Raw genomic sequence first — 25,925 nt, 5'->3', positions numbered from 1 at the left:
TTAAATAAGGTTCATTGCTTTTATAATGCCTTCAATTCTCAGGGTAAGCATGGTTTCTATTCCTACAAAATCATCAACATTGTCCAGTGTATCGTTTACACTAAAGTAAAATTTAATTTTTGGCTCAGTACCACTTGGTCGTGCACATATTTTACTACCGTCTTCTAGATAATAAATAAGCACATTCGATTTTGGGAGGTACAGCTCTTCTGTTTCACCTGTTAATAGGTTTTTACCCGATGATGCCTGATAATCTTCTACCATAACTACACGTTGTCCGTTTATTTCTTCTAGCGGATTTTCACGTAGATCTATCATCATTTGCTTTATTTCCTGAGCCCCTTCAATACCTTTTTTGGTAAGCGAGATAAGCGACTCTTTATAAAAACCAAACTCGGTATAAAGACGTAGTAATTCTTGATACATCGAACTACCTTTTGCTTTAGCTTGTGCTGCTATTTCGCATACCAATAGGGTAGAGGTAACTGCGTCTTTATCGCGAACAGCATCGCCTACCATATAACCAAAACTTTCCTCTCCACCACCGATAAATTCAAGTTCAGGGAAGTCTTTTATCATTTTGGCAATCCACTTAAAACCTGTAAGCCCCACTTTGCACTCTACATTATAAGTCGTAGCAAGTTCCATCATCATTGGGGTAGATACAATGGTTGACCCAATAAATTGATTGTCGGTTATTTTATTATGCTTTTTCCATTGCTCCAGTAAAAACTGCGTCATCAGTACCATAGTTTGGTTACCGTTTAACAATGTCATGACGCCTTCATTATTACGAACAGCTACACCAAGTCTATCGCTGTCAGGGTCAGTACCTACTACAATATCTGCACCTACTTTATCCGCTAATGCTGTGGCCATAGCAAGTGCTTCTGGCTCTTCAGGGTTTGGCGATTTTACTGTAGGAAAGTTACCGTTAGGTACAGCTTGTTCTGCTACTAAGTGTACGTTTTTATATCCCGCAGCTTCTAATACATCTGGTACTAATTTTATAGAAGTTCCGTGTAACGAGGTAAATACAATATTTAAGTTGTCTTTTGCTTCCTGTGGTGTATTGAAAGTAGCATTTTTTAGTGACGACTGTATGAATGCTTTATCAATAGCAGTGTCTATATACTCTATAAGGCTTTCGTTAGCTTCAAACCTAATTTGATTGTATTGTAAAGCCTCAATGGTATTTATAATTTCGCCATCTTGTGGCGGTACAAGCTGCCCACCATCTTCCCAATATACTTTATAACCGTTATATTCGGGAGGATTGTGTGATGCTGTAAGTACTATACCTGCTTGGCAGTCTAATTGTTTTACAGCAAACGAAAGCTCAGGCGTTGGGCGCATATCAGAGAAAAGGAAAACCTTAATACCGTTTGCTGAAAATACATCGGCAACTACTTTTGCAAGTGTGTCACTATTATGTCGGCAATCATAAGCTATCGCAACTTTAATTTGCTTGTTTGGGAATGATTTTTTTAAATAGTCAGATAAGCCTTGTGTAGCCTTACCTAATGTATACTTATTAATTCGGTTAGTACCAGGCCCCATAATACCGCGCATACCACCTGTACCAAACTCAAGGTTTTTATAAAAACTTTCTTCAAGTTCTTTAGGTGATGAGGTCATCATCTCCTTTATAGTATTTTGTGTATCAGTGTCAAAATCTGGCGTTAGCCATATATTTACTTTATCTAGTATCGATTTTTCAATATCCATAGTATTTTATTATGAATTTAAAGGTTGGTTTTTATGAATTGAAGATACAAATTATTTTTATTATAATGATTCGCTTATTTTGTAACGTTCTTCATTATTTTTAGTACGTAGAATTATTTCTCCTAAAAATCCTGCAAGGAAAAGCTGTGTGCCTATTATCATTGTGGTAAGCGCAATGTAAAACCAAGGATTATCTGTTACCAGTATAGTAGGTTCATGATTATACAACTTATATAGCTTTATAAAACCAATATAGGTTGCTGCAAATAGCCCTATGATAAACATAAGTACTCCTAGTGCGCCAAAAAGATGCATAGGACGTTTACCAAAACGCGATATAAACCAAATTGTTATAAGGTCGAGAAAGCCGTTAATAAAGCGTTCCATACCAAACTTGGTACTACCATATTTTCTTGCTTGATGTACCACTACTTTTTCGCCAATATTGGCAAATCCTGCATTTTTAGCAAGCACAGGTATATAACGGTGCATTTCGCCAGATACTTCTATGTTTTTTACTACGGTGTTTTTATAAGCTTTTAGTCCGCAATTAAAATCGTGTAGTTTCACGCCCGATGTTTTACGAGCTGCCCAATTAAAGAGCTTCGAAGGCATGTTTTTAGCAATTACCGAATCGTATCGCTTTTTTTTCCACCCCGATACTAAATCCAACCCTTTACCCATAATCATGTTGTACAATTCGGGTATTTCTTCGGGACTATCTTGTAAATCAGCATCCATAGTAATAATAACCTCACCCTGCGCTTTAGCAAAGCCAGCATGCAGGGCTTGAGACTTACCATAATTATGCAAAAACCGAATGCCTTTTACATTCGGGTTTGTGGTAGCGAGGAGTTGTATTTTTTGCCAAGAACTGTCAGTACTACCATCATCAATGAAAATTAATTCATAACTATAGCTATTAGTTGTCATTACGGCAACAATCCACTGATGTAGTTCGTTAAGCGATTCCTCTTCGTTAAGGAGTGGTATTACTATGGATAAATTCATCTAGTTTTCGAACTCAGGCTTATTTTTTTTAATTGCAGCAGCTACTATAAGACCAATTATTATATAAAATATAAGCCCAAAAATATAAGATTTTGCTAATGATGCTATACTGAAGTTGTCTACGTCTTTTATCTGTTCTACAGTAGATCTTATGTCTTCGCTTTTAGCACCTACGCTTTGCATCATTTCAACACTTTTTTTAAGAGCTATTTCCGAAAGTGTTACTTTTGCTTCGGGATCTACATAATTAAAAAGCACAAACATAAATAATGTACTAATAATAGAGCTGAGAGCCATTGTTATAAAATAGCTTGTAAAAGCTTCTTTAAAAGTTATGTATCCATCTAATGTTTTTTTAGATTTTACTATTGAAAATATTGCTATTCCTAGGCTGATTAGAAACATAATAATCCCAACCCAAATGCTAAACATGAGTTCAAGGTTAATTATATATAGGATAGTACTGATTAAAACGGATACGATTCCAATAATAATACCGAAATTAACGCCGTTCTTTTTGATTACATCATTCATGATATGGTTGGTTTTAAAGTTACAAATATACTAATTACAATAGTAATGAGTCGTGAAAATGGAATGGATGTTACAGTCAAAAAAAATAAATGTAACTATTTGATATTAAAAAAATAGTTGTACTTTTGCACTCTGAATTTAAAATGTTCAAAAATAAAAAGTTGTAAAAGCGTTTATACCTTTCCGCATATAAGGAAAGCCGCAAAGCGGGTTTGCAGCCATAACAAAATAAAATTTACGTAAAGATGAGAAAAGGTATTCACCCAGAAAATTACAGATTAGTTGCATTTAAGGATATGTCTAATGAAGATGTATTTATTACTAAATCTACTGCAGATACAAAAGAAACAATTGAAGTAGACGGAGTTGAGTATCCGGTAGTGAAAATGGAGATTTCTAGAACTTCACACCCATTCTATACAGGTAAATCTAAACTTATTGATACAGCAGGACGTATTGACAAGTTCAAAAGCAAATATTCAAAATTCAAAAAATAATTTTTGGATTTCAAATTATAGAAAACCTTCCCGAAACGGAAGGTTTTTTTATACCTTGTTTTTAAGTTATCATTAAAATTGTAGCATATTAATATATACGTAATTTTTAGGTTATAACTTTACAACTTTATTACCTATTTTTGGAGCACAAACACTAAAAACCATGAATTATATACTTTTTGACGGAACTGTGCGCAACGCGCTTTTACCGTTTACTTTTACTCGTCCTGTAGCAGATATTAGGATAGGAATTCTTACCATTCGCGAAAAATGGGAAAAGCATTTGGGTTATACTACCACAACGCTTACCGAAGAGTACCTGATGGGAAAATATCCTATGGTAGAAATGGAGCAAAATATAATGATAAATGCTTCTTTTTTGCCTACAGAAGATATGGTAGAAATGATACAGGGACTTGAAGAGAAACAAGCTGTTTTTTGCGGTGAAGAAGTTGTTGCTTTTTATACTAGTGAAACTCAGGAAGAAGTAGATTTTGATACGTATGAAATTATAGAGTATAATGGAGATTGTTTACGAGTAGAAAATCCGTGGGATATATTCCAGAAAAATGATGCTGCTATTCGTGAAGATTTTGAATTACTTACCGAAGGACGAACTTCGCAACCTATACCTACTACAGTAAATGTTGTTGCTCCCGAAAATATCTTTATAGAAGAAGGTGCCAAACTGCAATTTGTTACGCTTAATGCGAGTACAGGACCTATATATATAGGTAAAGATACAGAGGTTATGGAAGGCTCAGTAATTCGTGGTCCATTTGCATTGTGCGAAGGTGCTCAGGTAAAACTAGCCACTAAAGTATATGGTGCTACTACTGTAGGACCACACTCACGTATTGGTGGTGAAGTAAATAATTCAGTGTTATTTGGATACTCTAACAAAGGGCATGATGGCTTTTTAGGTAACTCGGTTTTAGGAGAATGGTGTAACCTTGGTGCTGATACTAACAACTCTAATTTGAAAAACAATTATGATGAGGTAAAGCTATGGAGTTATGAAAAAGAAGGTTTTAAAAAGACAGGATTACAGTTTTGCGGACTTATGATGGGCGACCATAGTAAATGTGGTATTAACACTATGTTTAATACAGGTACAGTAGTAGGGGTTAGTACTAATATTTTTGGTAGTGGTTTCCCGCGTAATTTTGTGCCAAGTTTCTCTTGGGGTGGAGCTTCGGGTTTTACAACATATATAACCAAGAAAGCGTTTGAAACTGCAAAAATAGTAATGGCACGTCGTCATGTAGAGTTTACAGAGGAAGATGCTGCTATAATGGAGTACATTTTTGAAGAAACAAAAAAATGGCGTAAAGACTAGTTAATACTATACAATGACAAGAAAACAAAATAGAGGTAGGGGTAAAAAAAAGTATTCTATCTGGATTTTACTCCTTATACTAACTGTTTCTATATATTCAGTTGTAAGAAATATAGATAATAAGGGTGGTAGTAAACCTCAAGATGGTTTTGTCGAAAAAACATATAAAAAAGCAAAAAGACCATTTCGTAGTCTAAAAACATTTACGGGAAAAGTAGTAAGTATAAAAGACGGTGATACCTTTGAAGTATTATATGACGGATTTGCCGAACGTATTCGCCTTGCCGAAATAGACTGCCCCGAAAGTAAACAAGCTTTTGGTAAAGCTGCTAAAAAATATGCATCTGATTTATGTTATGGTCAAATTGTAACGGTAGAATCGGGAGGTAAACGCGATCAATATGGTAGAGTAGTGGGCACAGTAATAACCCAAGATGGTATTAATGTAAATGAAGAGCTTGTAAAGGCTGGACTAGCATGGCATTATAAAAATTACTCTGATAGTGAATTGCTTGCAGAAATAGAGAATAAAGCAAGAGCTAAAAAAGTAGGCTTATGGGCAGATAGAAATCCTACTGCTCCTTGGCAATGGCGAAGAAAAAATAGAAATCATAGGTAATAATTATTGTTTCTTTACCTGTTTTAACGTTAATAAATTTAAAGGATTAATCCCTAATCCTTTTACATTTTTACCTGTAAAACGTGCTGCTTTATCATAAAATAAAGGGATAACGGGAGCTTCTTCCATTATTATCGAATCCATTTTTTTATACAAAGTATATCTTTCTTTGTCATTTATAACTGTAAAAGCCTTTTCATATAGCCTGTCAAATTCTTCATTTTTAAAATGTGTATAGTTAGGACCTCCTGGAGAGAAGTTGTTACTGTAAAATAATGAAAGATAATTCTCAGCATCAGGATAATCGGCTATCCAACTTGCTTTAAAAAACGAGACTTTACCGTTAGATATTGATTGTGTAAGGGTAGAAGGCGGATTTACATCTACTTCTACATTCAGTCCTATTTTCTGCCATTCGCGTTGCAGATACTCAGCTATATCAAGATAAGAAGCACTAGTGCTCATTTGTATCTTAGGGTTATTATCTCCTGTTGTCTTTTTGTACTCCGCTATCAGCTTGCGTGCTTTTGCAGGGTTGTAATCATAACCTTTTGTACCATAACCTCCAAGTCCTGTAGGTATCATACCATGTATGGCAGGTGTACCCATACCGTTACGCAGGTACATAATCATTTTACTACGATTAAACCCATAATTCATAGCTTGGCGTATGTGTTTATCTTTTACAGCGTCATCAACACCATCAAGTCTAAAACCCATATATTCAGTATTAAGATATGCACCTGTAATCATGTTTACAGTATTTTTATACTTGGGTTGTAGTTCTCCTTTGGGTGTAAGTATCTCGTCTTTATAGGATGGGTCTAACCCTGAAACAAAATCTTGTCTGCCTTGTACAAACTGTAAAAAGCCACTTTGTTTATCAGGTAAAAAGGTAATGGCTACAGCTTCAAGGTAAGGGAGTTGTACACCGTTTTTATCTTTTTCGTAGTATAAAGGGTTTTTTCGCAGTACCAGTTTTATATTCTCTTCCCATATTTTAAACTGAAAAGGTCCGGTACCAATAGGATTAGCACGAAAATCGTAATCTTTGGTTTTAAAGGCTTCGTGTGGTACTACAGATGCATACTTCATAGTAAGCAATCCCAAAAAAGCAGGAAATGTTTTATTAAGTTGTATCTGAAAAGTACTGTCATTTACTGCGCTAAAACTTTCTACATTTTGCAATATCCATCTGCCAGGGGCGGCAATATCTTCATCGAGTAGCCGGTTAAGGCTATATTCAAAATCAGCAGCAACTACTGTTCGTGTACTATCTGCTCCAAAAACAGCATTTTTATGAAAATATACATCATCACGAAGGGTAAAAGTATAGGTTTTACCATCGAGAGATATTTCCCATTTTTTGGCAATATCAGGCTGTATGTTCAGTTTATCGTCCAGTTGTACCAGCCCGTTAAACAGTTGGTTACATACCCATATAGAAGGACGAATGCGTGAAAAAGCAGGGTCTAATGAATTGACGGCTGCATTTTCGTTATAGCGGAAAACGAGGTGGTCGCGGTTTTGTTTTTCTGATTCTGAACACGAAGTAAACAGAAACATAAAGCAACAAATTGATATATAGTATCTTATTGATTTCATCAAATCGAATTTTGTGTGTAAATTTGCAACCTCTTTTTTAAGAGAGGTAAATATAAATAAAGTTACTGCTTTACAGTAAGCTTAGAGAATGGAAAACAAGAAAAAAGTTGCTTTTTATACGCTGGGATGTAAACTGAATTTTTCAGAAACATCTACTATTGCCCGAAATTTTCAAGATGAAGGTTTCGATCGTGTTGATTTTGAAGATGCTGCAGATATTTATGTTATAAACACTTGCTCGGTTACAGAGAATGCCGATAAGCAGTTTAAACAGGTAGTTAAAAAAGCGCTAAAGAAGAATGATAAGGCTTTTGTAGCTGCTGTGGGGTGCTATGCACAATTAAAACCAGAACAACTTGCAGCTGTTGATGGTGTAGATCTTGTTTTAGGTGCGACTGAAAAATTTAAACTTACCGATTATATAAATGATTTGTCTAAAAATGATATGGGTGAGGTACACTCATGCGAAATATCGGAGGCTGATTTTTATGTAGGCAGCTACTCTATTGGCGATCGTACTCGTGCTTTCCTGAAAGTGCAGGATGGATGCGATTATAAATGTACATACTGTACTATTCCATTAGCGCGTGGTATTTCGCGTAGTGATACACTACAAAATGTACTTAATAATGCTTCTGAAATATCGCAGAAAGGTATTAAAGAGATTGTTCTTACTGGGGTAAATATAGGCGACTATGGTAAAGGCGAGTTTGGTAATAAAAAGCATGAGCATACTTTTTATGAACTGGTACAGGCATTAGATGAAGTAGAGGGGATAGAGCGTTTAAGAATATCGTCTATAGAGCCTAATTTACTAAAAAATGAGACAATTGATTTTGTATCTAAGAGTAGAACATTTGTACCACATTTCCATATACCATTACAATCTGGTAGTAACGAGATATTGAAGTTAATGCGCCGTCGCTATATGCGCGAAGTATATACTGAGCGTGTAGCAAAAACACGCGAAGTAATGCCTCATGCCTGCATAGGTGTAGATGTTATTGTTGGTTTCCCAGGGGAAACTGACGAGCATTTTTTAGAGACGTACAACTACTTGAATAGTATGGATATATCTTACCTACATGTATTTACATATAGCGAAAGAGATAATACTCCTGCTGCCGAAATGGATGGTGTAGTCCCTATGAATGTGCGTAGTAAACGTAGTAAAATGCTTCGTGGACTATCGGTTAAAAAACGTAGAGCTTTTTATGAAGCTCAGTTGGGTAGCACTCGTACTGTATTATTTGAAGGAGAGAATAAAGAAGGTTACATTCATGGTTTTACCGAAAACTATGTAAAGGTAAAAACGCCTTGGAATCCTGAACTGGTAAATACGCTTCACGAAATAAAACTTACCAAGATAGATGATGATGGTATAGTAAGGATGGAGTTTGTAAAAGAGCCTGTATTTTTAGGATAAACTGTTATACAGTTACTTGTACGTTTTAAGTGAGAGAGATTTGAGATTAAATTATAAAAAAATAGAGGACATTACGTGTCCTCTATTTTTTTATATAAATAAGAATTTAGGTTATGGGTTAGTAGACCAAATTCCGCTTTCTTTTATAAATACTCTTTTGTTTAGCTTTAACTGCGCTATAATTACTTCGGCAATATCTTCAGCTTGCATTACGCTTTCGGGGTTTCCGTCTGTTAAGTTTAAGTCAATAGCCATATCTGTAGCTACAGTGCTAGGAGTTAAGGCTGTTACTCTTATGTTGTGTTTTCTTACCTCTTGCATTAAAGACTCTGTTAAGCCCATAACACCAAATTTAGATGCACTATAAGCACTTGTAGCAGCATTACCTTTTTGTCCTGCTGTAGATGATATATTTATAATATCGCCACCTTGTTGTTTTATCATACCAGGTAGTACAGCACGAGTAGTATAATATACTCCCATTAGGTTAGTTTTTATAATACCCTCCCAGTCTGTAGGGTCTAAATCTAGAAACTTACCAAACTTACCAATACCAGCATTGTTAATTAAAATGTCTATAGAACCAAACGCTGCTAAAGCTTTACTAACGGCGTCATTTACAGCATTAATATCGGCTACATCTGCTGTTACTACAAATGCTTTTACACCAGTTTTTTCTACTGCTGTCGCTACTTCTTCAAGACTGTTTTTAGTACGTGAAAGTAGTATAATATTTACACCTTCGTTAGCCAAAGCTAATGCTACAGCTTTACCTATACCTTTACCTGCACCTGTTATAAGTGCATTTTTTCCTTTTAAACTTTGCATTCTGTATTTATTTATTGTTTTTATATTCTAATGCCTGGTGGTAGCAATTCTTTATACTGAGGGTTTTTCTTAAAAAAAGCAGCTACTTTTGGGTGCACAGGTACTACTTTTAATCTTTTTTCTTCGGCGATTTCAAGTATTTCTTTAAGAAATTCATTAACCACATCTTCCTCCTCAAACCCTTCAGGGGTATTAATGCGGGTAAGAAATATTTTTCGTTCTTGCAAAGAGTATTCTACGGATAATATTACATTATCATTTACTGTTGTTTCAAACTGTCTCTGAAATTGGTTGTCTCTAATTTCCATAGTTTTTTTAATTATGCGTCATTGGTACTTCTATCAGTACTATTTTAGAAGCTTTTTTTATTTCAATTGTAAGGCTGTCGAGTTCTATTGCGCCATAAGCATCACGTTCTTTAATAATTTGCCCATCAATTTCTATTTCACCCTCTATCAAGAATAAATAGACGCCATTGGCAGGCATCATTATGTTATGTGTTATTTTTTGCCCAGTATCAAATATTCCTATGTGTAGGTATGCTTGTTGATGTATCCATAAAGCATTATCATTATTTTTGCCTTGTGGAGCTACAATGTTAACAAAAGTGTTATTGTTTTTCTCTAGATCAAAACTTTTTTGATCATATCGGGGTGTTACATCTTGTTTATCAGGAAAAACCCACAATTGAAGTGTTTTTGCAGCTTCTGTTTGGCTGGCATTCATCTCAGAGTGTTGTATACCAGTGCCAGCGCTCATAACCTGTACTTCGCCAAAGCTAACAGTAGCTTCGTTACCCATACTGTCACGATGTGTAAGTCCTCCTTGTAGTGGTATGGTTATAATTTCCATATTATCATGAGGGTGTGTCCCAAAACCCATTCCTGCAGCAATAGTATCATCATTCAATACACGTAGCATACCAAACTGTACCATGTCAGGATTATAGTAGTTACCGAAAGAAAACGAAAAGTTGGCTTGTAGCCACCCGAAATCGGCAGTACCTCTTTCACTTTTAGGAAACAATCGTGACTTCATAATTTATTGATAAATTAAGATTATATGAACGCTCGAAGTGGGATAAAAATTTTAACTTTATACAAATTTCGTAATAAAAATCGACAAATAGCGTGAGGGAGCGTTAAAACCCAATAATAAAATGGAAAAAATTCCTGTTTATTTTATGCCAGGACTAGCTGCGAGTCCTGTTATTTTTGAAAATATAAAGCTTCCCGAAGATAAATTTGAAATGTTTTTTCTTGAATGGTTATTGCCTGAAGCGCAAGAGTCTTTATCACACTATGCCAAACGAATCTCTAAAAACATAGTACACAAAAACCCTGTTTTAATAGGGGTTTCTTTCGGTGGGGTATTGGTGCAGGAAATAGCAGAAGTGATACCAACAAGAAAAGTAATTATCGTATCTAGTGTAAAATGTAATGCTGAGTTTCCGCGTAGAATGCGTTTTGCTAAACTTGTAAGAGCTTACAATGTTTTCCCTACAGCTCTTATGGAACGAGTTGACTGGTTGGCACGTTTTGCTAAAGGTAATAGCTTTATTGCGAAACGATTAAGGTTGTATGAGAAATTTTTGTCTGTAAGAGATAAAAAATATCTCGATTGGGCTTTTAGAACTATAATACTTTGGGATAGGGTAGCCCCTAATGATAATGTAGTTCATATTCATGGTACTGCTGATGGTGTTTTTCCGCCACAATATTTAAAAGACTATATACCCCTGCAAAATGGTACTCATATTATGATAATTAATAAGGTAAAATGGTTTAATGAAAATCTTCCTAAAATTATTACAGCATCGTAGTATTTGGTGTCATTTTTGTAGCTTTACAAACAGGTAATGGCTGTGCTATTTCCTTAAATATGCTGTACTATGAATTATAAAAAGAAAGACGTTATGGAATGGGGTAAGAAAGTGGGTGTTATAGCATCGGTAGTGTTGGTAAGCGGAATACTTATAAATGCTGTTTCGACCAAAACATCAGAAAAAATTGAGGAGGAAAAAAATGTGTCAAGTTTTTATTTTCCTTCTAAAATTGATTTTGCAGGAGAGGTTACACCTTTGGATGTTGCCGATGTAAAAGAAAGGTTTGATAGAGAATTACTTGTAAATGCTAACCTGCATGCTACAACTCAAATTATTATAAAACGTGCTAATAGGGCTTTTACAATTATTGAACCTATATTAAAGAAAAATGGTGTACCTGACGATTTTAAATATCTTGCTGTTGCAGAAAGCGGATTGGTGAATGCAGTTTCACCTGCTGGAGCACGGGGTGTATGGCAGTTTATGCCCGAAACGGGAAAACAATATGGTTTAGAAATTAACGACCTTGTAGATGAGCGTTATCATTTAGAAAAATCTACAGAAGCAGCATGTAAATATCTATTAAATGCAAAAGAGAAATTAGGTTCTTGGACGTTAGCAGCAGCATCTTATAATGCAGGACTTACCGGGGTTAACAGGCAACTAACATTTCAGGGGGTAGATGATTATTATGATCTACTTTTAAATGATGAGACTTCGCGCTATGTATTTAGGATATTAGCTTTAAAACAAGTTATGATAGACCCATCTAAATATAACTTTCACCTTTTACCAGAGGATATGTATCCTGTACTTCCAGTAAAAGATGTAGCAGTAACATCATCAATATCAGATTTAGCAGTATTTGCTAAAGAACAGGGAATAAATTATAAGATATTAAAAATACACAACCCATGGATGCGCGACAGGAAACTGAATGTAGCGTCGGGTAAAGAATATAATATAGAGATTCCGCTATCGGGATATTAAATAAAAAAGCCGCCTCATATGAGGCGGCTTTTTTATTTAATATCTTCTTTGCTGTGTTTGCGGTCCCTTTTTAAGTTGCTGTTTCATCATTGTTATTTGATCTTTCAGCATGTTTTGTTTGTCCAGTTTCTTAGCTTCATTAAGTAAACTTGTAGCTTCTACTTTTCGGTTTTTAGTAATTGCTATACCTGCAAGGTTAAGTTTTGCCATTGCCATATCCTGATCCATATTAAGTCCAAGAGCAACAGCTTTTTTAAGGTATTTCTCCGCTTGCGTTAAGTTGGTTTGCGATAACATAAGCCCGTTAAGGTAATTGTAATACCCTTCTTGCTTTCTTACTAATGATGCTTGAGGGTTCTTTATTTTATCGAGTAATTTTTTAGCACCGTCAAAATCTTGTTTTCTTAACTTTAAGAAAGCCATTAAAATCATCTCATTTTTATAATATAATAGTATAAAAATTCCCGAAAGGAGTAATAAGAAAATGCCGTTACCTATATTTTTTTCTGTAAATTGCCATACTGCAGTTATAATTACCAGTGCAGCAAGCACAAGCTTAATGTTTTTATTGAACATGATAGTTATATAAATTTGTGGTGCAAAGGTAATAAAATGAATTAAAAATATTTTTATAAAAGCACTTGTGTGTAAAAAAAAGGTTTGTATATTTGCACTCGGTTTTGGAATAGCGGTATTCCGTATACCTCGATAAGATATTCAATAAAAGATTTTAAAGATACAACGTAATGAGTAAGAGAACATTTCAGCCATCGAAAAGAAAAAGAAGAAATAAGCACGGTTTTATGGATAGGATGTCCTCTCCAAATGGTAGAAAAGTGCTTGCTCGCAGAAGAGCTAAAGGAAGACATAAACTTACTGTTTCTTGTGAACCAAGACATAAAAAATAATGTTTTTTTTAAACATAATAAAGGTGTTACTTATTTTAGTAACGCCTTTTTTTATACCCTGTAAAGATTTCTCCTACTGATAGCTGTCAGAATAAAGGGGATTTTTTTTAAAATAAATAGTAAATTTGCACAACTTCAATATATAACTACAACTACACACAACAATGCCGAAAGACAATTCTATTAAATCTATTTTAATTATTGGTTCAGGTCCAATCGTTATCGGGCAGGCCTGCGAGTTTGATTATGCTGGTTCACAAGCGGCACGTTCTATAAGAGAAGAAGGTATAGAGGTAATACTTATTAACTCGAATCCTGCAACGATTATGACCGACCCATCGATGGCAGATCATGTATACTTGAAACCACTTACTACAAAATCTATTATTGAGATATTAAAGGCACACCCAAATATCGATGCTGTACTACCTACTATGGGAGGACAAACAGCACTTAACCTTTGCCTTGAGGCAGAAGAAAAAGGTATATGGGCAGACTTTAATGTAAGACTTATAGGAGTGGATGTAAATGCCATAAATATAACTGAAGATAGAGAGCAGTTTAAACAATTACTACAAAAAATAGGAATACCTGCTGCTCCTGCTAAAATTGCTAATTCTTTCTTGAAAGGAAAAGAAATCGCGCAAGAGTTTGGTTTTCCTTTAGTAATTCGTCCATCATTTACATTAGGTGGCTCTGGAGCCGCATTTGTACATAATAAAGAAGAATTTGACGACCTACTTACCTTTGGTCTTGAGTCTTCACCTATACACGAGGTACTTATAGACAAAGCCTTATTGGGCTGGAAAGAATATGAATTAGAGCTACTTCGAGATAAAAATGATAACGTTGTTATTATTTGTTCTATCGAAAATATGGATCCTATGGGTATCCATACAGGAGATAGTATAACGGTAGCACCTGCCATGACCTTATCTGATACTACCTATCAGAAAATGAGAGATATGGCAATCAAAATGATGCGTAGCATTGGTAACTTTGCCGGAGGGTGTAATGTGCAGTTTGCTGTAAGCCCAGATGAAAAAGAAGATATTGTTGCCATTGAGATTAACCCGAGGGTATCACGCTCATCGGCACTAGCATCAAAAGCTACAGGATATCCTATTGCAAAAATAGCATCTAAACTGGCATTGGGCTACCATCTTGATGAATTAGAAAATCAAATAACAAAATCTACATCGGCTTTATTTGAGCCTACATTAGATTATGTTATTGTAAAAATACCACGTTGGAACTTTGATAAATTTGAAGGAGCCGATAGAACATTAGGACTTCAAATGAAATCGGTAGGAGAGGTAATGGGTATTGGGCGTTCGTTCCAAGAAGCATTGCACAAAGCTACCCAGTCGCTAGAAATTAAGCGTAACGGTCTTGGAGCCGATGGTAAAGGATATACCAATTATGAACAAGTTATTGATAAATTAACCCACGCAAGTTGGGATAGGGTATTTGTAATTTATGATGCAATACAAATGGGTATCCCGTTGAGTCGCATACATGAAATTACTAAAATAGATATGTGGTTCTTACGTCAGTATGAAGAGCTTTATCTATTAGAAAAAGAAATATCTAATTTTAAAATAGATACATTACCAAAAGAGTTATTACTTGAAGCAAAACAAAAAGGTTTTGCCGACAGGCAAATTGCCCACATGATGGGCTGCCTTGAAAGTCAGGTTTATAACAAGCGTGAAGAAATGGGAGTGAAGCGCGTGTACAAGCTAGTAGATACTTGTGCTGCTGAGTTTACGGCGAAAACACCATACTATTACTCTACATTTGAAGCAGAGATAGAAAGACCAGATGGTACACGTTATGTACATAACGAAAGTATTGTTACTGATAAGAAAAAAGTTATAGTATTAGGTTCAGGACCTAACCGAATAGGACAGGGTATTGAGTTTGATTATTCTTGCGTACACGGTGTGCTTGCAGCCTCAGAGTGTGGTTATGAAACTATAATGATAAACTGTAACCCTGAAACAGTATCGACTGATTTTGATACAGCCGATAAACTTTATTTTGAACCTGTATTCTGGGAACATATATATGATATTATCCGTCATGAAAAGCCTGAAGGTGTTATTGTTCAGCTTGGAGGACAAACAGCACTTAAACTAGCAGAGAAGTTAGATAGATATGGTATCAAGATATTAGGTACAAGCTATGATGCACTAGACCTTGCTGAGGACAGAGGGCGTTTCTCTGAGCTATTATCAAATCTAAATATACCATTCCCTAAGTTTGGTGTAGCAGAGAGTGCAGAAGAAGCTGTAAAGCTTTCGGATGAGCTTGATTTCCCATTATTAGTACGTCCTTCGTATGTATTAGGAGGTCAGGGAATGAAAATTGTTATTAACAAGCAAGAACTAGAAGAGCATGTTATTGATCTATTGAAAAATATACCAGGTAATAAGCTACTGTTAGATCATTATCTTGATGGCGCTATAGAGGCTGAGGCAGATGCTATATGTGATGGCGAAGATGTTTACATCATTGGTATTATGGAACATATAGAGCCTTGTGGAGTACACTCTGGCGATAGTAATGCTACATTACCACCATTTAATCTTGGGGAGTTTGTAATGCAGCAAATAAAAGACCATACTAAAAAGATTGCATTAGCACTTAAAACAGTAGGACTTATCAATATACAGTTTGCTGTAAAAGACGATACGGTTTATATTATAGAAGCTAATCCAAGAGCATCACGTACTGTACCGTTTATCGCTAAGGCGTATGGCGAACCGTATGTAAACTATGCTACTAAAGTAATGCTGGGCGATAAAAAAGTAAAAGACTTTACGTTTAACCCACAGCTTAAAGGATATGCAATTAAGCAACCAGTATTCTCTTTCAACAAGTTTCCAGGTGTGAATAAAAAACTTGGACCTGAAATGAAGAGTACAGGTGAAAGTATCCTGTTTATAGAGGACTTGAAAGACGACCAGTTCTACGAGCTGTACTCACGAAGAAAAATGTACTTGAGCAGATAAAATAAAAAAGCCCCTTTCGGGGCTTTTTTATTTTTATAATTTCAGGAGTTATTCTTTAATAAACTTAATCGATTTTCTTTCTCCTATTTTTAAAATATAGATCCCGTTAGATAGTTTATCAATAGCTATTTCATTAGTTGCAATAGTACCTGTTGCCACTATTTTTCCAGTAAATTTAGTGTACTGATTTTATATAATATCGAGAGTTAGTAGTATAATGGATACTTTGCTTTAACAAGGTTTATTCAATTACCTAAAGTATCTCTAAAAACAAATACTGGTTTATACCTCGCGAATACTAATTGATAGTACTCCAATTCTAAATAACTACTCTTTTATATTTATTTATACAATTACTTTGTATAGTATAATCAATTAAAATAACTGTTATGAAAACAAAATTACTATTAGTAGTAGCATTAGTAGCTACAAGTGTTAATGCACAAACTACACATATGATAAGCTGGTTTATGGGAGTGCCTTCTGCCGAGGCAACAATGACTATCGACTCTGGAGATACTGTTAAATGGATATGGGGAGATGCATCACCTCATACTGTAACAAGTCAATCAGGTGGTGCTGAATCTTTTGATAGCGGTACAATTACAGGAAATGGTGAAGAGTATTCTCATACTTTTACAAATGAGGGGAGTACTGACTATGCTTGTTCTTTTCACCCTACAATGCAAGGTACTATTACAGTACAAAGTGTTGCTGCAATAATAGATGATAAGCTTATTGATTTTAGCTATTATCCTAACCCTGTTACTGATGTTTTAACGATAACTTCTGGTAGCGTTATAAACAAAGTTACTGTTTATGATATGACAGGAAGAGTTATTATGACTAATACTGCTGATACTTCTACTGTAAAGTTATATATGGACTCTTTTAATGCAGGTACTTATATTGTTACAGTAAATAGTGCAGGAGCATTAAAAAATATTACGATTGTAAAAAAATAAATGGATGTGTTTTTTGAAAGAAAGCCTGCTCTTAATTATTAAGAGCAGGCTTTTTGTTTATTAATTAATAAAGCAAGAAACTGTAGTTTATTAATATTAAATCAAGTTGTTTATTCTTTAACGATTTTCGATGAGTAATGTTTGCCACTTGCATCTTTAAGTATTAATATATAAGTACCTGCCGATAGGTGTTGTACAGGTATGCTTGTAGTAGATACAGCCTGTGTAGTTATCAGTCTTCCAGAGATATCATAAACATAAGCATTGGTTATTGATATATTTTCATTTGTACTAAACTGTATTACATCTTTTACAGGGTTAGGGTATATATTAAATATTGTGCTACTCACATTGTTTATGCCAAGCGTAGAACCTTCTACTACCATTAAAGACTCATTAATAGTTGGGTTTTCAATAATATCGATAATTCCAGAAGGCCATTTTATAACAACTTGGTCTATTTCATCAGTTTGCCCAAGCCCGAAATGAGTATTAAGCGAACTCATATAACGGAAACCGTCACCACTACGCACATCACGAATTTGCTTTTGCCAAACATCACCACTTCCGTAAATTTCTACACGTGCACCTATACCGTTTTTATTACTATCTGTTCCTTCTAGGTGTATTTTTAGCCAGTTATTATCGTTACCACCATTCATCATGATTTTATTACCATTTAAGATATCAAGAAAACCATCATCATTAAGGTCACCTATAGCTCCTACTACTGCACTACCAGTATTAACGGGTGTAAAAGTCATATCTCCGTTATTAAACATTATAAAAGTGCCTCCACCCATTACGTCTAGAAAACCATCATTATTAAAGTCATGTGTAATATGTTCTCTACCATATTGATTAAATGTATCAAAACCAGAACCTTCTGTCGAGTCACTAAAAGTGCCATCGTTGTTATTAATCATTAACTTATGTGTACCATGAGAAGTAGAGTTAGCTCCTACCATAGCATCCATATCACCATCGTTATCAAAATCACCAAAAGCTGTTGACCATGTTTGTACAATATCTGCCATACCAGCTTCGATACTTACATTGGTAAATACTCCGTCACCATCATTTCTATGTAATTCGTTTATACCAGCGTCATCACCACCACCTCTACATTTTGCAATAAACAAGTCAGGGTCGCCATCATTGTCATAATCTACCCATATAGAACCATAGTTTCCTCCTGTAATATAATCGCCAATTCCGCCTTGAATAAATTCAAAACTACTGTCACCATCATTTAAAAAATATACATTAGGCTCTACATCATGACATACAAAGGCATCTAGATTACCATCGTTGTTAAGATCAACAAAGTTTGTACGTTGTGAAAATATAGATTGAGGCGATATCATGGCTGTATAAGCACTACCGTCTTCATTAGCAAGCATTATTGTTGCACCGCTACCTGAGCCATATAATAGGTCATTATAACCATTTCCGTCATAATCTCCAGCAGCAAGACTCCAGCCTGGCATGTATGGTGTGTTATCAGCACCTACTAGATTCCCATTAAAAGTGCCATCAGTATTTTGGTATAACATAGTTATAGATCCTGATCCAGGTACGGCAATATCATCAAGATAGTCGCCATTCATGTCTGCAACGCACATAATGTATTGCCCTGTAATACCTTCTAGGCTTACAGCTTCAAACATAGGAGCAATATACTCTGATTCTTCAACTTCAAAAACAAAATCATTGCTGTCCCAGTAATTATCAAAAGAAATATAATAAAGTACATCAGGTTGTGCGGTAAATTCTACTACAGATGAGTAGCCTTCGCCACTATCGTCATCTCCAGCTTCACATATAAGGTTGTCACAATCTCCTGTGTATATATGTACACGGGTGTCTAATATAGGGAAACCTTCAGGATCAGTACTTATTGTAATATTAAGTATCTCTGTGCTACTATAAGTATACCATGCGCCCTTTGTAACCTCATTATTAGTACCACCTATACATATGGGTAACGGTACCTCGCTTCCATCAGCATAAGATACATTGTTTATACCTATTGTTGCTGGCTGTGCAGTTGCACAAGTGTTTTGGGCAGTAAGGTTTACTATGCCCAATCCTGTAATTAATAAAGTAAATATTTTTTTCATAATTAGTTAGGGTTAATTTTAGCTGTTAGTTAATTTTATTTTTTATGGACAAGTCCCGTCCATATTATTAATCCAATCTCCAAATAGTTGAAGTCCTTCTTCATGAACTATAGATCTACCTAGCATAGGCATACGTTCTGATTCGTTAGTGGTACTAAGTCTGTAGTACATTACAGAGTTTTCAATTTTTTGTTTGGCTATTATATGTGGATATGATGTGCTTATAAATTCAAATGGTTCTACACATACTCCCATATTAATAGCTTTAGTTGTTTCGCTAAATGCAAGTCTCATTGGCATATAATCACAATGAGCGCCTTCTGCATGGCAGTGAGCACAATTAATATCCATATATGAGCGTACTCTCAATTCTAAGGGCTGAGAAATATCTGTCCAGTCTATAGTACTGGTTATTTCAGCAGGAAGATTATCTTGAAGGTAGCCTTCCTCAATCCATTTACTTAATTGATTGGCAGTGCCATCACTATAGTTGAACATCTTGTTCATATTTTGCGGTTTAGGTCCAATAGGTATTGGAGCATTTCCGTTTTTATGGCAAGTAAGACATTCTGATTCTGAAGGAATTCTGTATGTGGAGCTTTTTTCCACTCCATTTTCTATCCAGCTTATATCTGTAAAACTTCCTTCAAGATCAAGATAGGCTTCTGTTTGTTCATCATTCCATACATAATCGGCAAATATCCATCCACTATCTTTTTTTATCATTAATCTTGTTTCTATTATGCGTGTGCTATTATCGGGTAGCACATTTTCATAATAAAAATTTTTAATTATAACTGTTCTAGTAGGGAAATCTAGTATGGTTTCATCTCCATTATAAGTAGCTTTTTCGCCTTCGGGCATCCATATAAATCTTTTTTTGTGAGCATAGTCAGTAAAAAGAGCACTATTTAGGTCATATGGTAATACCTTATAAGCAGGTTCCATATTTTTAAGGTCGCCTTCATAAAATTTATATTCCGATAACTTTGTATAAGGTACGGCACTAATATCTACTACTACTGGCGACACAGGATCTAGTATTTCGGTATAAGTATCACCGTCATCCGTTCCGCAAGAAGTTAATGTTGAAAAAAGGGTTAAAAAAAATAAAGTTTTTAAGTAATTATGCTTTTTCATGTATTAATCTTACAATTTTATATTCAATAGTAACAAATATAAAATAAAAAACCCTACTTTATTTTTTTTAACATATAAAGTTTCTTTTGTTATTTTGAGAATAGTTTAAATTAATAGTTTAATTTTTAGTGAGTTACGGGCATGTAGTTTCGACGCTATTAATCCACTCTTCAATAAGTTCAACCCCTTCTTGGTGTACTATTGTGCGTCCTACAGGTGGCATCATTTCACTTTGAATATTAGTATTCATCCTGAAATGCATTAATGACCCTTGTATGTCTTGTCCTGAAACAATATATTGTTGATCGCCTGTTACAAAATCTATAGGTTCTCTACATATCCCAAGATTTTCGGGCACTGTTGATTGTGAAAAGGATAGTTCCATAGGGGTATAATCGCATGATGTACCTGTGCTATGGCAGTGAGCACAGTTAATGTCAAGGTAAGAGCGTACTCTTAGCTCAAGTGATTGCGAAGCATCAGCCCAATCTACAGTGCTATTTATGGTTGTAGGCTTAGTATCAAGATAATCTTCTTCTATCCATTTGCTCAACTGGTTCTTTGTACCATCATTATAAGTGTACATCTTGTTGAGGTTTTGTGGTTTTACACCTATAGGTGTATAGACGTTATTAATTGTATGACAGGTGGCACAATCTATTGTAGAAGGTGTTTTGTAATTAGTAGTTATAGCTGTACCGTTTTGATTCCAAGACATACGAATTGTTTCACGCTGAGTACTTAATAATGCTTCTGTTTGTTCATCATTCCATACATAATTAGCAAAAGCCCACCCGTCAGCTTTTTTTATCATTAATCGGGTCTCTATTATATATGTAGTATTATTTGGAATAGTATTATCATAATAAAAATTCTTTATGAGTACAGTACCTATAGGAAATACAGGTACTTCTCTATCAGTTGTATAATTTGCTTGTACATCTTTTGGCATCCATATAAATCGCTTTTTAATTGCATAGTCAGTAAAAAGACTGCTATTAATATCATAAGGAATAACTTTATATACAGGTTGTAAGTTTTTTAGTTCACCTTCAAAAAAATTATATTCAGATAGACTAGCATAGGGCACAGCGTTGAGGTCTAATACTACAGGCGATTCTTCTTCGGGTATAATTTCTGTATATGTATCAGAATCATCCGAACCACAAGAGTATAGTGTAGTTATAAGTGTAACTAATAAAAGTGTCTTAAAAAAGTAGTTGTGTTTCATAAATTATAATATAGTAAAGACAAATATAAAATAATTTAACAACTACATTGTAGTATTATAGTTTATTACAGGTCAACTTTTACATTTAATGATTTTAATGTTTCATAAGCTTCGGATGAAGTATAGTTGAAATTTTCTTGATTTTGATTGTGACGTTTTCTGAAATTGATACGTTTTAATGTTTTGTGAAAACGACGGACTTCTTCTAAAGATGTTATAAGCGGACGGGGTACACTCACAGTAGTGCCATTTTCATCTTTGGCTACCATAGTAAAGTAAGAAGAATTACAATGCTTAATTTTACCAGTTTGGATATTCTCGGATGTTACTCGTATGCCCACTACCATAGAACTATTGCCTACATAATTTACAGATGCTTTCATGGTTACTAGTTCGCCTACATCTATGGGGTTTAAAAAATCTACTTTATCTACCGACGCTGTAACACAATATTTACCCGAATATTTGGATGCTGAAGCGAAAGCGATTTGATCCATCAAGCCTAAGATGTACCCACCGTGTATTTTACCACTAAAGTTAGTATGCGAGGGTAACATCAATTCGGATATTGTTATTCGCGATGTAGTTAGTTTTTTATAGTTATTATTCATTTTTAAATATTACGGGTTGAGTAAATTATCGTCTTCTGTATTTTCTTCATCACTTAGCATAGCTCGGGTTACTATGTTTTCGGGTAGCGATTTTTTAGCTTTAGCCCCCATTTTTTTCAATTTCCCTATACTGGTTACGATATTGCCACGTCCGTTTACTAGTTTGCCCATAGCTCCTTCATAGGCTTTTTTGCCTTCGTCCATACGTTTGCCTACCATAATAAGATCGTCAGTAAAACCTACAAATTTATCATATAACGCACCTGCCTGTCTAGCAATTTCATAGGCATTTTCCTGCTGTTTTTGATTTGTCCACATACTGTCTATAGTACGTAAGGTAGCAAGTAGTGTGCTAGGTGTTACAATTACAATATTACGTTCAAAAGCTTTATTGTATAGAGTCGTATCTTCATTTAATGCGCTTGCAAAAGCCGATTCTATAGGGATGAAAAGTAAAACAAAATCAGGGCTTTCCATTTTATAGAGGTCTTGATAATTCTTTTCTCCCAATTGATCTATATGGCGTTTTATAGAGTTTACGTGTTCTTTTAGGTGCACTATTCTTAACGGATCATCTTCTTCGTTTACATAACGTTCATAAGCCACGAGTGATACCTTACTATCTACAACCATTTTTTTGCCATCGGGTAAGTTTATCACTACATCGGGTAGTACACGTGTACCCTCATCGGTAGTATGGCTTTGTTGTACAAAATATTCGCGGTCTTTTTCCAGCCCCGATTTTTCTAGTACTCGTTCCAGTATCAATTCGCCCCAGTTTCCTTGCATTTTGCTGTCGCCTTTTAATGCTTTGGTAAGGTTAATTGTTTCGCGGCTCATCTGCTCATTCATTTTACTAAGCCCAAGTATTTGCTCACGTAGTGCAGCATGGTAGTCAATACTTTCTTTGTGAGTACTTTCTACTTTTCGTTCAAAAAGCTGTATTTTTTCCTGTAAAGGCGACAATATGTTTTTAATATTCTCGCGATTTTGCTCGGTAAACTTAGTCGATTTTTCTTCCAATATTTTATTGGCAAGGTTTTCAAACTCTTTAGTAAATTTTTCGCGCAGTTCTTCTGTTTCCTCACGTTGTTCTTTAACGCGCTCCATCAGGTTGTCAAAGTCCGTTTCCTTTTTTGTAAGCTGTATCGATAGTGCATCTTTTGCGGTACGCAGGTTTTCGCGTTCTTCTTGTAGCTGTAACATTTGCTTTTCAATAACTTGTTTTTCGCTTACAAATTGCTGTTTTAGTTGTTCTATATGCTGAGTAAGGCTATTGTTGCGCTCTTCAAGTACTTTTCGCTCGGAATCAGATTTTGAAGAGAAAACAATTTTACCAATAAAAACACCTATTGCAAGGGCTATTATAAAGGCGAGTAATAAAGTAATGGTTTCGGGCATTAGTGAAGTTTTTGCTGAAATGTAAAAATAAGGAAAATATCCAAACGTTTATGTTTATTAATAGTTCAGAAATGTTTTTTATGAATATTAAAACATTATAAATCAATTAACATAACACATTACTTTGTATAGTCTTTCTTTAGTAAATTTGTAAATAAACTCTTAATTTATGAGCCTTAAAGTTATAGCATTTGACGCTGACGATACTCTATTTATAAATGAACCTTACTTTGAAGAAACCGAAAAGAAGTTTTGTGGTATTATGGAAAACTATCTTTCACATCAAAGTATATCGCAAGAGCTTTTTAATACTCAAATAAATAATTTACCATTATATGGTTATGGTATTAAAGGTTATGTGCTTAGTATGATAGAAGCTGCTGTAAAAATATCTGAAGGGACTCTGAGTGTAAGTAGTATACAAAAAATTACAGATCTTGGTAAAGAATTAATACAAAAGCCTATTGTATTGCTAGATGGGGTAGAACAAACCCTAAATAAGCTACAAGGGCATTATAAACTAGTTGTAGCTACTAAAGGCGACCTGAAAGATCAGCAACGCAAACTACATAATTCTGGGCTAGGGCATTATTTTCATCATATAGAGGTGATGTCTGATAAAAAGGCAATAGACTATCAAAAACTTCTAAAGCGTTTAGATATATCACCTAGTGAATTTTATATGATAGGTAATTCATTAAAGTCTGATGTGCTTCCTGTATTAGAAATTGGTGGTCATGCCTGCCATGTACCTTTCCATACTACTTGGGCACATGAAATGGTAGAGCACAATGTAGAACATGAGAATTTTAGCGAAATCGAAAAAATAACAGAGATACTACCACTACTATTGCCTAAAAGTAATTTACTGTAACAATAAAAAAATAAAAGACAATGTCACAACAAAATTATAAAAATCATATACGATTTTACTCGCCACATCACTTTATATTTTATCCGTTAATGCTTATTTTACTTGTTGCAACAGCTTATAATGCTTCAAAAAGTGAGGAGCAAATATGGCTCTTTATGGGTATGCTTACTACGGCTGTTATATGGCTGTCCTTTATGTTACGCCAACACTATTCACTAACCTTACAAAATAGAATTATACTACAAGAAATGCGCTATCGCTATTTTGTTGTAACAGGAAAGCGTTTAGAAATTTTAGAAGATAGTTTATCGCAAGGTCAAATTTTTGCATTGCGTTTTGCTCCTGATGATGAATTGGCAGCACTTGCTGATAGAGTAATAAAAGAAAACCTTTCGCCTAGTGCGATTAAAAAATCAATAAAAAACTGGCGCGCTGATAATAGTAGGGTATAAGGTTTGTTCTACAGAATTGTAAAGCCATTCTTGTTTTTATCGAATACTATATTCTTATCCATAAATAAAGCATCAAAAACATTACTTTCTATAAGCTTTTTAGGACTGCTTTGTACTGTTCCTTCGGGTGTCATTACTACAAGTTCGTCACTAAGCTGTAAGGCAAGGTCAAGATCATGGGTGGAATAGAGAATGCTTTTTCCTGTTTTCTTGGTAAGCTGTTTTAGCAGTTTTAATAAGCTCACTTTGTGCAGTAAGTCGAGGTGCGTGGTAGGTTCGTCTAGTAGTATTAAAGGGGTGTCTTGCGCTAAAGCGCGTGCAATGAGTACTCTTTGCAACTGTCCATCACTTATTTCATAATGCTTTTTATCTACCAATGCTGTTAGTTGTGTTAGTGCTAATGCTTCATTTACTTTCTCGCTATCCTCAGGAGAAAGTGTACCCAACCAGTTGGTATAAGGTTGTCTTCCTAGCGCAACCAGTTCATACACGCTGAGGTTACTCGGTGGTAAGCCTTCTGTTAATACTATACTAAGGTTTTGCGCTAGTTCTTTAGGGGTATAGTCATTTATTTTTTTACGATTAAGAAAAACTTCTCCTTTCAATGGGTTTTGTATGCCTGTAAGGGTACGTAATAGTGTAGATTTACCAATACCATTTGCCCCAATAAGTGCCGTAAAACTTCCTGCTTTCAGGTTAATGGTAATATTATCTGCTATTACTTTTTTTGCTTTTTTAGTAGTATAGCCAATGCTTATTCCATTTGCCGATAGTATCATGTCGTCTTGTTTCATAGCGTTG

25 protein-coding genes are annotated in these 25,925 nt (G+C 34.9%); 11 read left to right on the top strand and 14 right to left on the bottom strand.

What is annotated here, in order from left to right; genetic code table 11:
* The 3 genes from DVK85_RS13225 to DVK85_RS13215 are packed head-to-tail and all read right to left on the bottom strand — an operon-like array spanning window position 1 to window position 3,273.
* Complete coding sequence (locus DVK85_RS13225; protein ID WP_114678897.1) at window positions 1-1,728, bottom strand: phospho-sugar mutase; 1,728 nt, start codon at window positions 1,726-1,728, stop codon at window positions 1-3.
* Window positions 1,729-1,788: 60 nt separating this feature from the next.
* Window positions 1,789-2,739, bottom strand: coding sequence for a glycosyltransferase family 2 protein (locus DVK85_RS13220; protein ID WP_114678896.1), 951 nt, complete (start codon window positions 2,737-2,739; stop codon window positions 1,789-1,791).
* A complete protein-coding gene (locus tag DVK85_RS13215) occupies window positions 2,740-3,273 on the bottom strand; it encodes a DUF4199 domain-containing protein (RefSeq protein ID WP_114678895.1) in 534 nt (177 codons plus the stop codon).
* Between the two features lie 245 nt (window positions 3,274-3,518).
* On the opposite strand from DVK85_RS13215, the gene DVK85_RS13210 reads away from it, so the two are divergent.
* The 3 genes from DVK85_RS13210 (at window position 3,519) to DVK85_RS13200 (ending at window position 5,728) form a co-directional block, all read left to right on the top strand.
* The gene (locus DVK85_RS13210; protein ID WP_114678894.1) at window positions 3,519-3,770 is read left to right on the top strand and encodes a type B 50S ribosomal protein L31; all 252 of its coding nucleotides are present in this window, start codon (window positions 3,519-3,521) and stop codon (window positions 3,768-3,770) included.
* 163 nt (window positions 3,771-3,933) lie between these two features.
* Complete coding sequence (locus DVK85_RS13205; protein WP_114678893.1) at window positions 3,934-5,109, top strand: GlmU family protein; 1,176 nt, start codon at window positions 3,934-3,936, stop codon at window positions 5,107-5,109.
* Window positions 5,110-5,122: 13 nt separating this feature from the next.
* Window positions 5,123-5,728 carry a thermonuclease family protein gene (locus tag DVK85_RS13200; protein WP_114678892.1) on the top strand — a complete coding sequence of 202 codons (606 nt, stop codon included), beginning with the start codon at window positions 5,123-5,125 and terminating at the stop codon, window positions 5,726-5,728.
* A gap of 3 nt (window positions 5,729-5,731) precedes the next feature.
* Here the strand turns inward: DVK85_RS13200 and DVK85_RS13195 are convergent, their stop codons facing one another.
* The gene (locus DVK85_RS13195) at window positions 5,732-7,333 is read right to left on the bottom strand and encodes an ABC transporter substrate-binding protein (protein WP_114678891.1); all 1,602 of its coding nucleotides are present in this window, start codon (window positions 7,331-7,333) and stop codon (window positions 5,732-5,734) included.
* An 88-nt stretch (window positions 7,334-7,421) separates the two neighbouring features.
* Here DVK85_RS13195 and mtaB point away from each other — a divergent pair, with 88 nt between their 5' ends.
* Window positions 7,422-8,759 (top strand): tRNA (N(6)-L-threonylcarbamoyladenosine(37)-C(2))-methylthiotransferase MtaB, encoded by a 1,338-nt coding sequence (gene mtaB, locus DVK85_RS13190; RefSeq protein WP_114678890.1) that lies wholly within the window; start codon window positions 7,422-7,424, stop codon window positions 8,757-8,759.
* Between the two features lie 111 nt (window positions 8,760-8,870).
* On the opposite strand, the gene DVK85_RS13185 is transcribed toward mtaB, so the two are convergent.
* Genes DVK85_RS13185 through DVK85_RS13175 form a run of 3 tightly spaced genes read right to left on the bottom strand, consistent with a single transcriptional unit; the run spans window position 8,871 to window position 10,625 of the window.
* Entirely contained in the window at window positions 8,871-9,587 is a 717-nt protein-coding gene (locus DVK85_RS13185; RefSeq protein WP_114678889.1) for a 3-ketoacyl-ACP reductase, read from the bottom strand.
* Window positions 9,588-9,607: 20 nt separating this feature from the next.
* Complete coding sequence (locus DVK85_RS13180; RefSeq protein WP_114678888.1) at window positions 9,608-9,895, bottom strand: GNAT family N-acetyltransferase; 288 nt, start codon at window positions 9,893-9,895, stop codon at window positions 9,608-9,610.
* Between the two features lie 7 nt (window positions 9,896-9,902).
* Window positions 9,903-10,625: a pirin family protein gene (locus DVK85_RS13175; RefSeq protein WP_114678887.1), complete on the bottom strand. Its 723-nt coding sequence runs from the start codon at window positions 10,623-10,625 to the stop codon at window positions 9,903-9,905.
* Between the two features lie 121 nt (window positions 10,626-10,746).
* Between DVK85_RS13175 and DVK85_RS13170 the strand changes: the two genes are divergently transcribed.
* Both DVK85_RS13170 and DVK85_RS13165 read left to right on the top strand, forming a co-directional pair.
* Window positions 10,747-11,409, top strand: a complete 663-nt coding sequence (locus tag DVK85_RS13170; protein ID WP_114678886.1) for an alpha/beta hydrolase — start codon at window positions 10,747-10,749, stop codon at window positions 11,407-11,409.
* A gap of 69 nt (window positions 11,410-11,478) precedes the next feature.
* Window positions 11,479-12,402, top strand: a complete 924-nt coding sequence (locus tag DVK85_RS13165) for a lytic transglycosylase domain-containing protein (RefSeq protein WP_240339585.1) — start codon at window positions 11,479-11,481, stop codon at window positions 12,400-12,402.
* 36 nt (window positions 12,403-12,438) lie between these two features.
* Here the strand turns inward: DVK85_RS13165 and DVK85_RS13160 are convergent, their stop codons facing one another.
* Window positions 12,439-12,978: a DUF2892 domain-containing protein gene (locus tag DVK85_RS13160; protein WP_114678885.1), complete on the bottom strand. Its 540-nt coding sequence runs from the start codon at window positions 12,976-12,978 to the stop codon at window positions 12,439-12,441.
* A gap of 170 nt (window positions 12,979-13,148) precedes the next feature.
* Between DVK85_RS13160 and rpmH the strand changes: the two genes are divergently transcribed.
* The 3 genes from rpmH to DVK85_RS13145 all read left to right on the top strand — a co-directional run bounded on the left by rpmH (window position 13,149) and on the right by DVK85_RS13145 (window position 17,292).
* Window positions 13,149-13,310 (top strand): 50S ribosomal protein L34, encoded by a 162-nt coding sequence (gene rpmH / locus DVK85_RS13155; protein WP_091315350.1) that lies wholly within the window; start codon window positions 13,149-13,151, stop codon window positions 13,308-13,310.
* A gap of 164 nt (window positions 13,311-13,474) precedes the next feature.
* Entirely contained in the window at window positions 13,475-16,327 is a 2,853-nt protein-coding gene (carB, locus tag DVK85_RS13150; protein WP_114678884.1) for a carbamoyl-phosphate synthase large subunit, read from the top strand.
* 389 nt (window positions 16,328-16,716) lie between these two features.
* The gene (locus DVK85_RS13145) at window positions 16,717-17,292 is read left to right on the top strand and encodes a T9SS type A sorting domain-containing protein (protein ID WP_114678883.1); all 576 of its coding nucleotides are present in this window, start codon (window positions 16,717-16,719) and stop codon (window positions 17,290-17,292) included.
* A 110-nt stretch (window positions 17,293-17,402) separates the two neighbouring features.
* Here the strand turns inward: DVK85_RS13145 and DVK85_RS13140 are convergent, their stop codons facing one another.
* From DVK85_RS13140 to rmuC, 5 genes are all read right to left on the bottom strand, one after another.
* A complete protein-coding gene (locus DVK85_RS13140) occupies window positions 17,403-19,415 on the bottom strand; it encodes an FG-GAP-like repeat-containing protein (protein WP_114678882.1) in 2,013 nt (670 codons plus the stop codon).
* Window positions 19,416-19,457: 42 nt separating this feature from the next.
* Complete coding sequence (locus DVK85_RS13135) at window positions 19,458-20,555, bottom strand: hypothetical protein (RefSeq protein ID WP_114678881.1); 1,098 nt, start codon at window positions 20,553-20,555, stop codon at window positions 19,458-19,460.
* Between the two features lie 133 nt (window positions 20,556-20,688).
* Complete coding sequence (locus DVK85_RS13130) at window positions 20,689-21,786, bottom strand: hypothetical protein (protein WP_240339586.1); 1,098 nt, start codon at window positions 21,784-21,786, stop codon at window positions 20,689-20,691.
* Between the two features lie 65 nt (window positions 21,787-21,851).
* Window positions 21,852-22,397 (bottom strand): acyl-CoA thioesterase, encoded by a 546-nt coding sequence (locus tag DVK85_RS13120; RefSeq protein ID WP_114678878.1) that lies wholly within the window; start codon window positions 22,395-22,397, stop codon window positions 21,852-21,854.
* 9 nt (window positions 22,398-22,406) lie between these two features.
* Complete coding sequence (gene rmuC, locus DVK85_RS13115; RefSeq protein ID WP_114678877.1) at window positions 22,407-23,798, bottom strand: DNA recombination protein RmuC; 1,392 nt, start codon at window positions 23,796-23,798, stop codon at window positions 22,407-22,409.
* Between the two features lie 169 nt (window positions 23,799-23,967).
* Between rmuC and DVK85_RS13110 the strand changes: the two genes are divergently transcribed.
* A complete protein-coding gene (locus DVK85_RS13110) occupies window positions 23,968-24,672 on the top strand; it encodes an HAD family hydrolase (protein WP_114678876.1) in 705 nt (234 codons plus the stop codon).
* Window positions 24,673-24,692: 20 nt separating this feature from the next.
* A complete protein-coding gene (locus tag DVK85_RS13105) occupies window positions 24,693-25,124 on the top strand; it encodes a DUF6526 family protein (RefSeq protein WP_114678875.1) in 432 nt (143 codons plus the stop codon).
* An 8-nt stretch (window positions 25,125-25,132) separates the two neighbouring features.
* On the opposite strand, the gene DVK85_RS13100 is transcribed toward DVK85_RS13105, so the two are convergent.
* Window positions 25,133-25,918, bottom strand: coding sequence for an ABC transporter ATP-binding protein (locus DVK85_RS13100; RefSeq protein WP_114678874.1), 786 nt, complete (start codon window positions 25,916-25,918; stop codon window positions 25,133-25,135).
* Window positions 25,919-25,925 lie beyond the last annotated feature (7 nt).

Source organism: Flavobacterium arcticum (assembly GCF_003344925.1).
GTDB classification, from domain to species: domain Bacteria; phylum Bacteroidota; class Bacteroidia; order Flavobacteriales; family Flavobacteriaceae; genus Flavobacterium; species Flavobacterium arcticum.
This window is presented reverse-complemented; position numbering and strand designations above follow the sequence as displayed.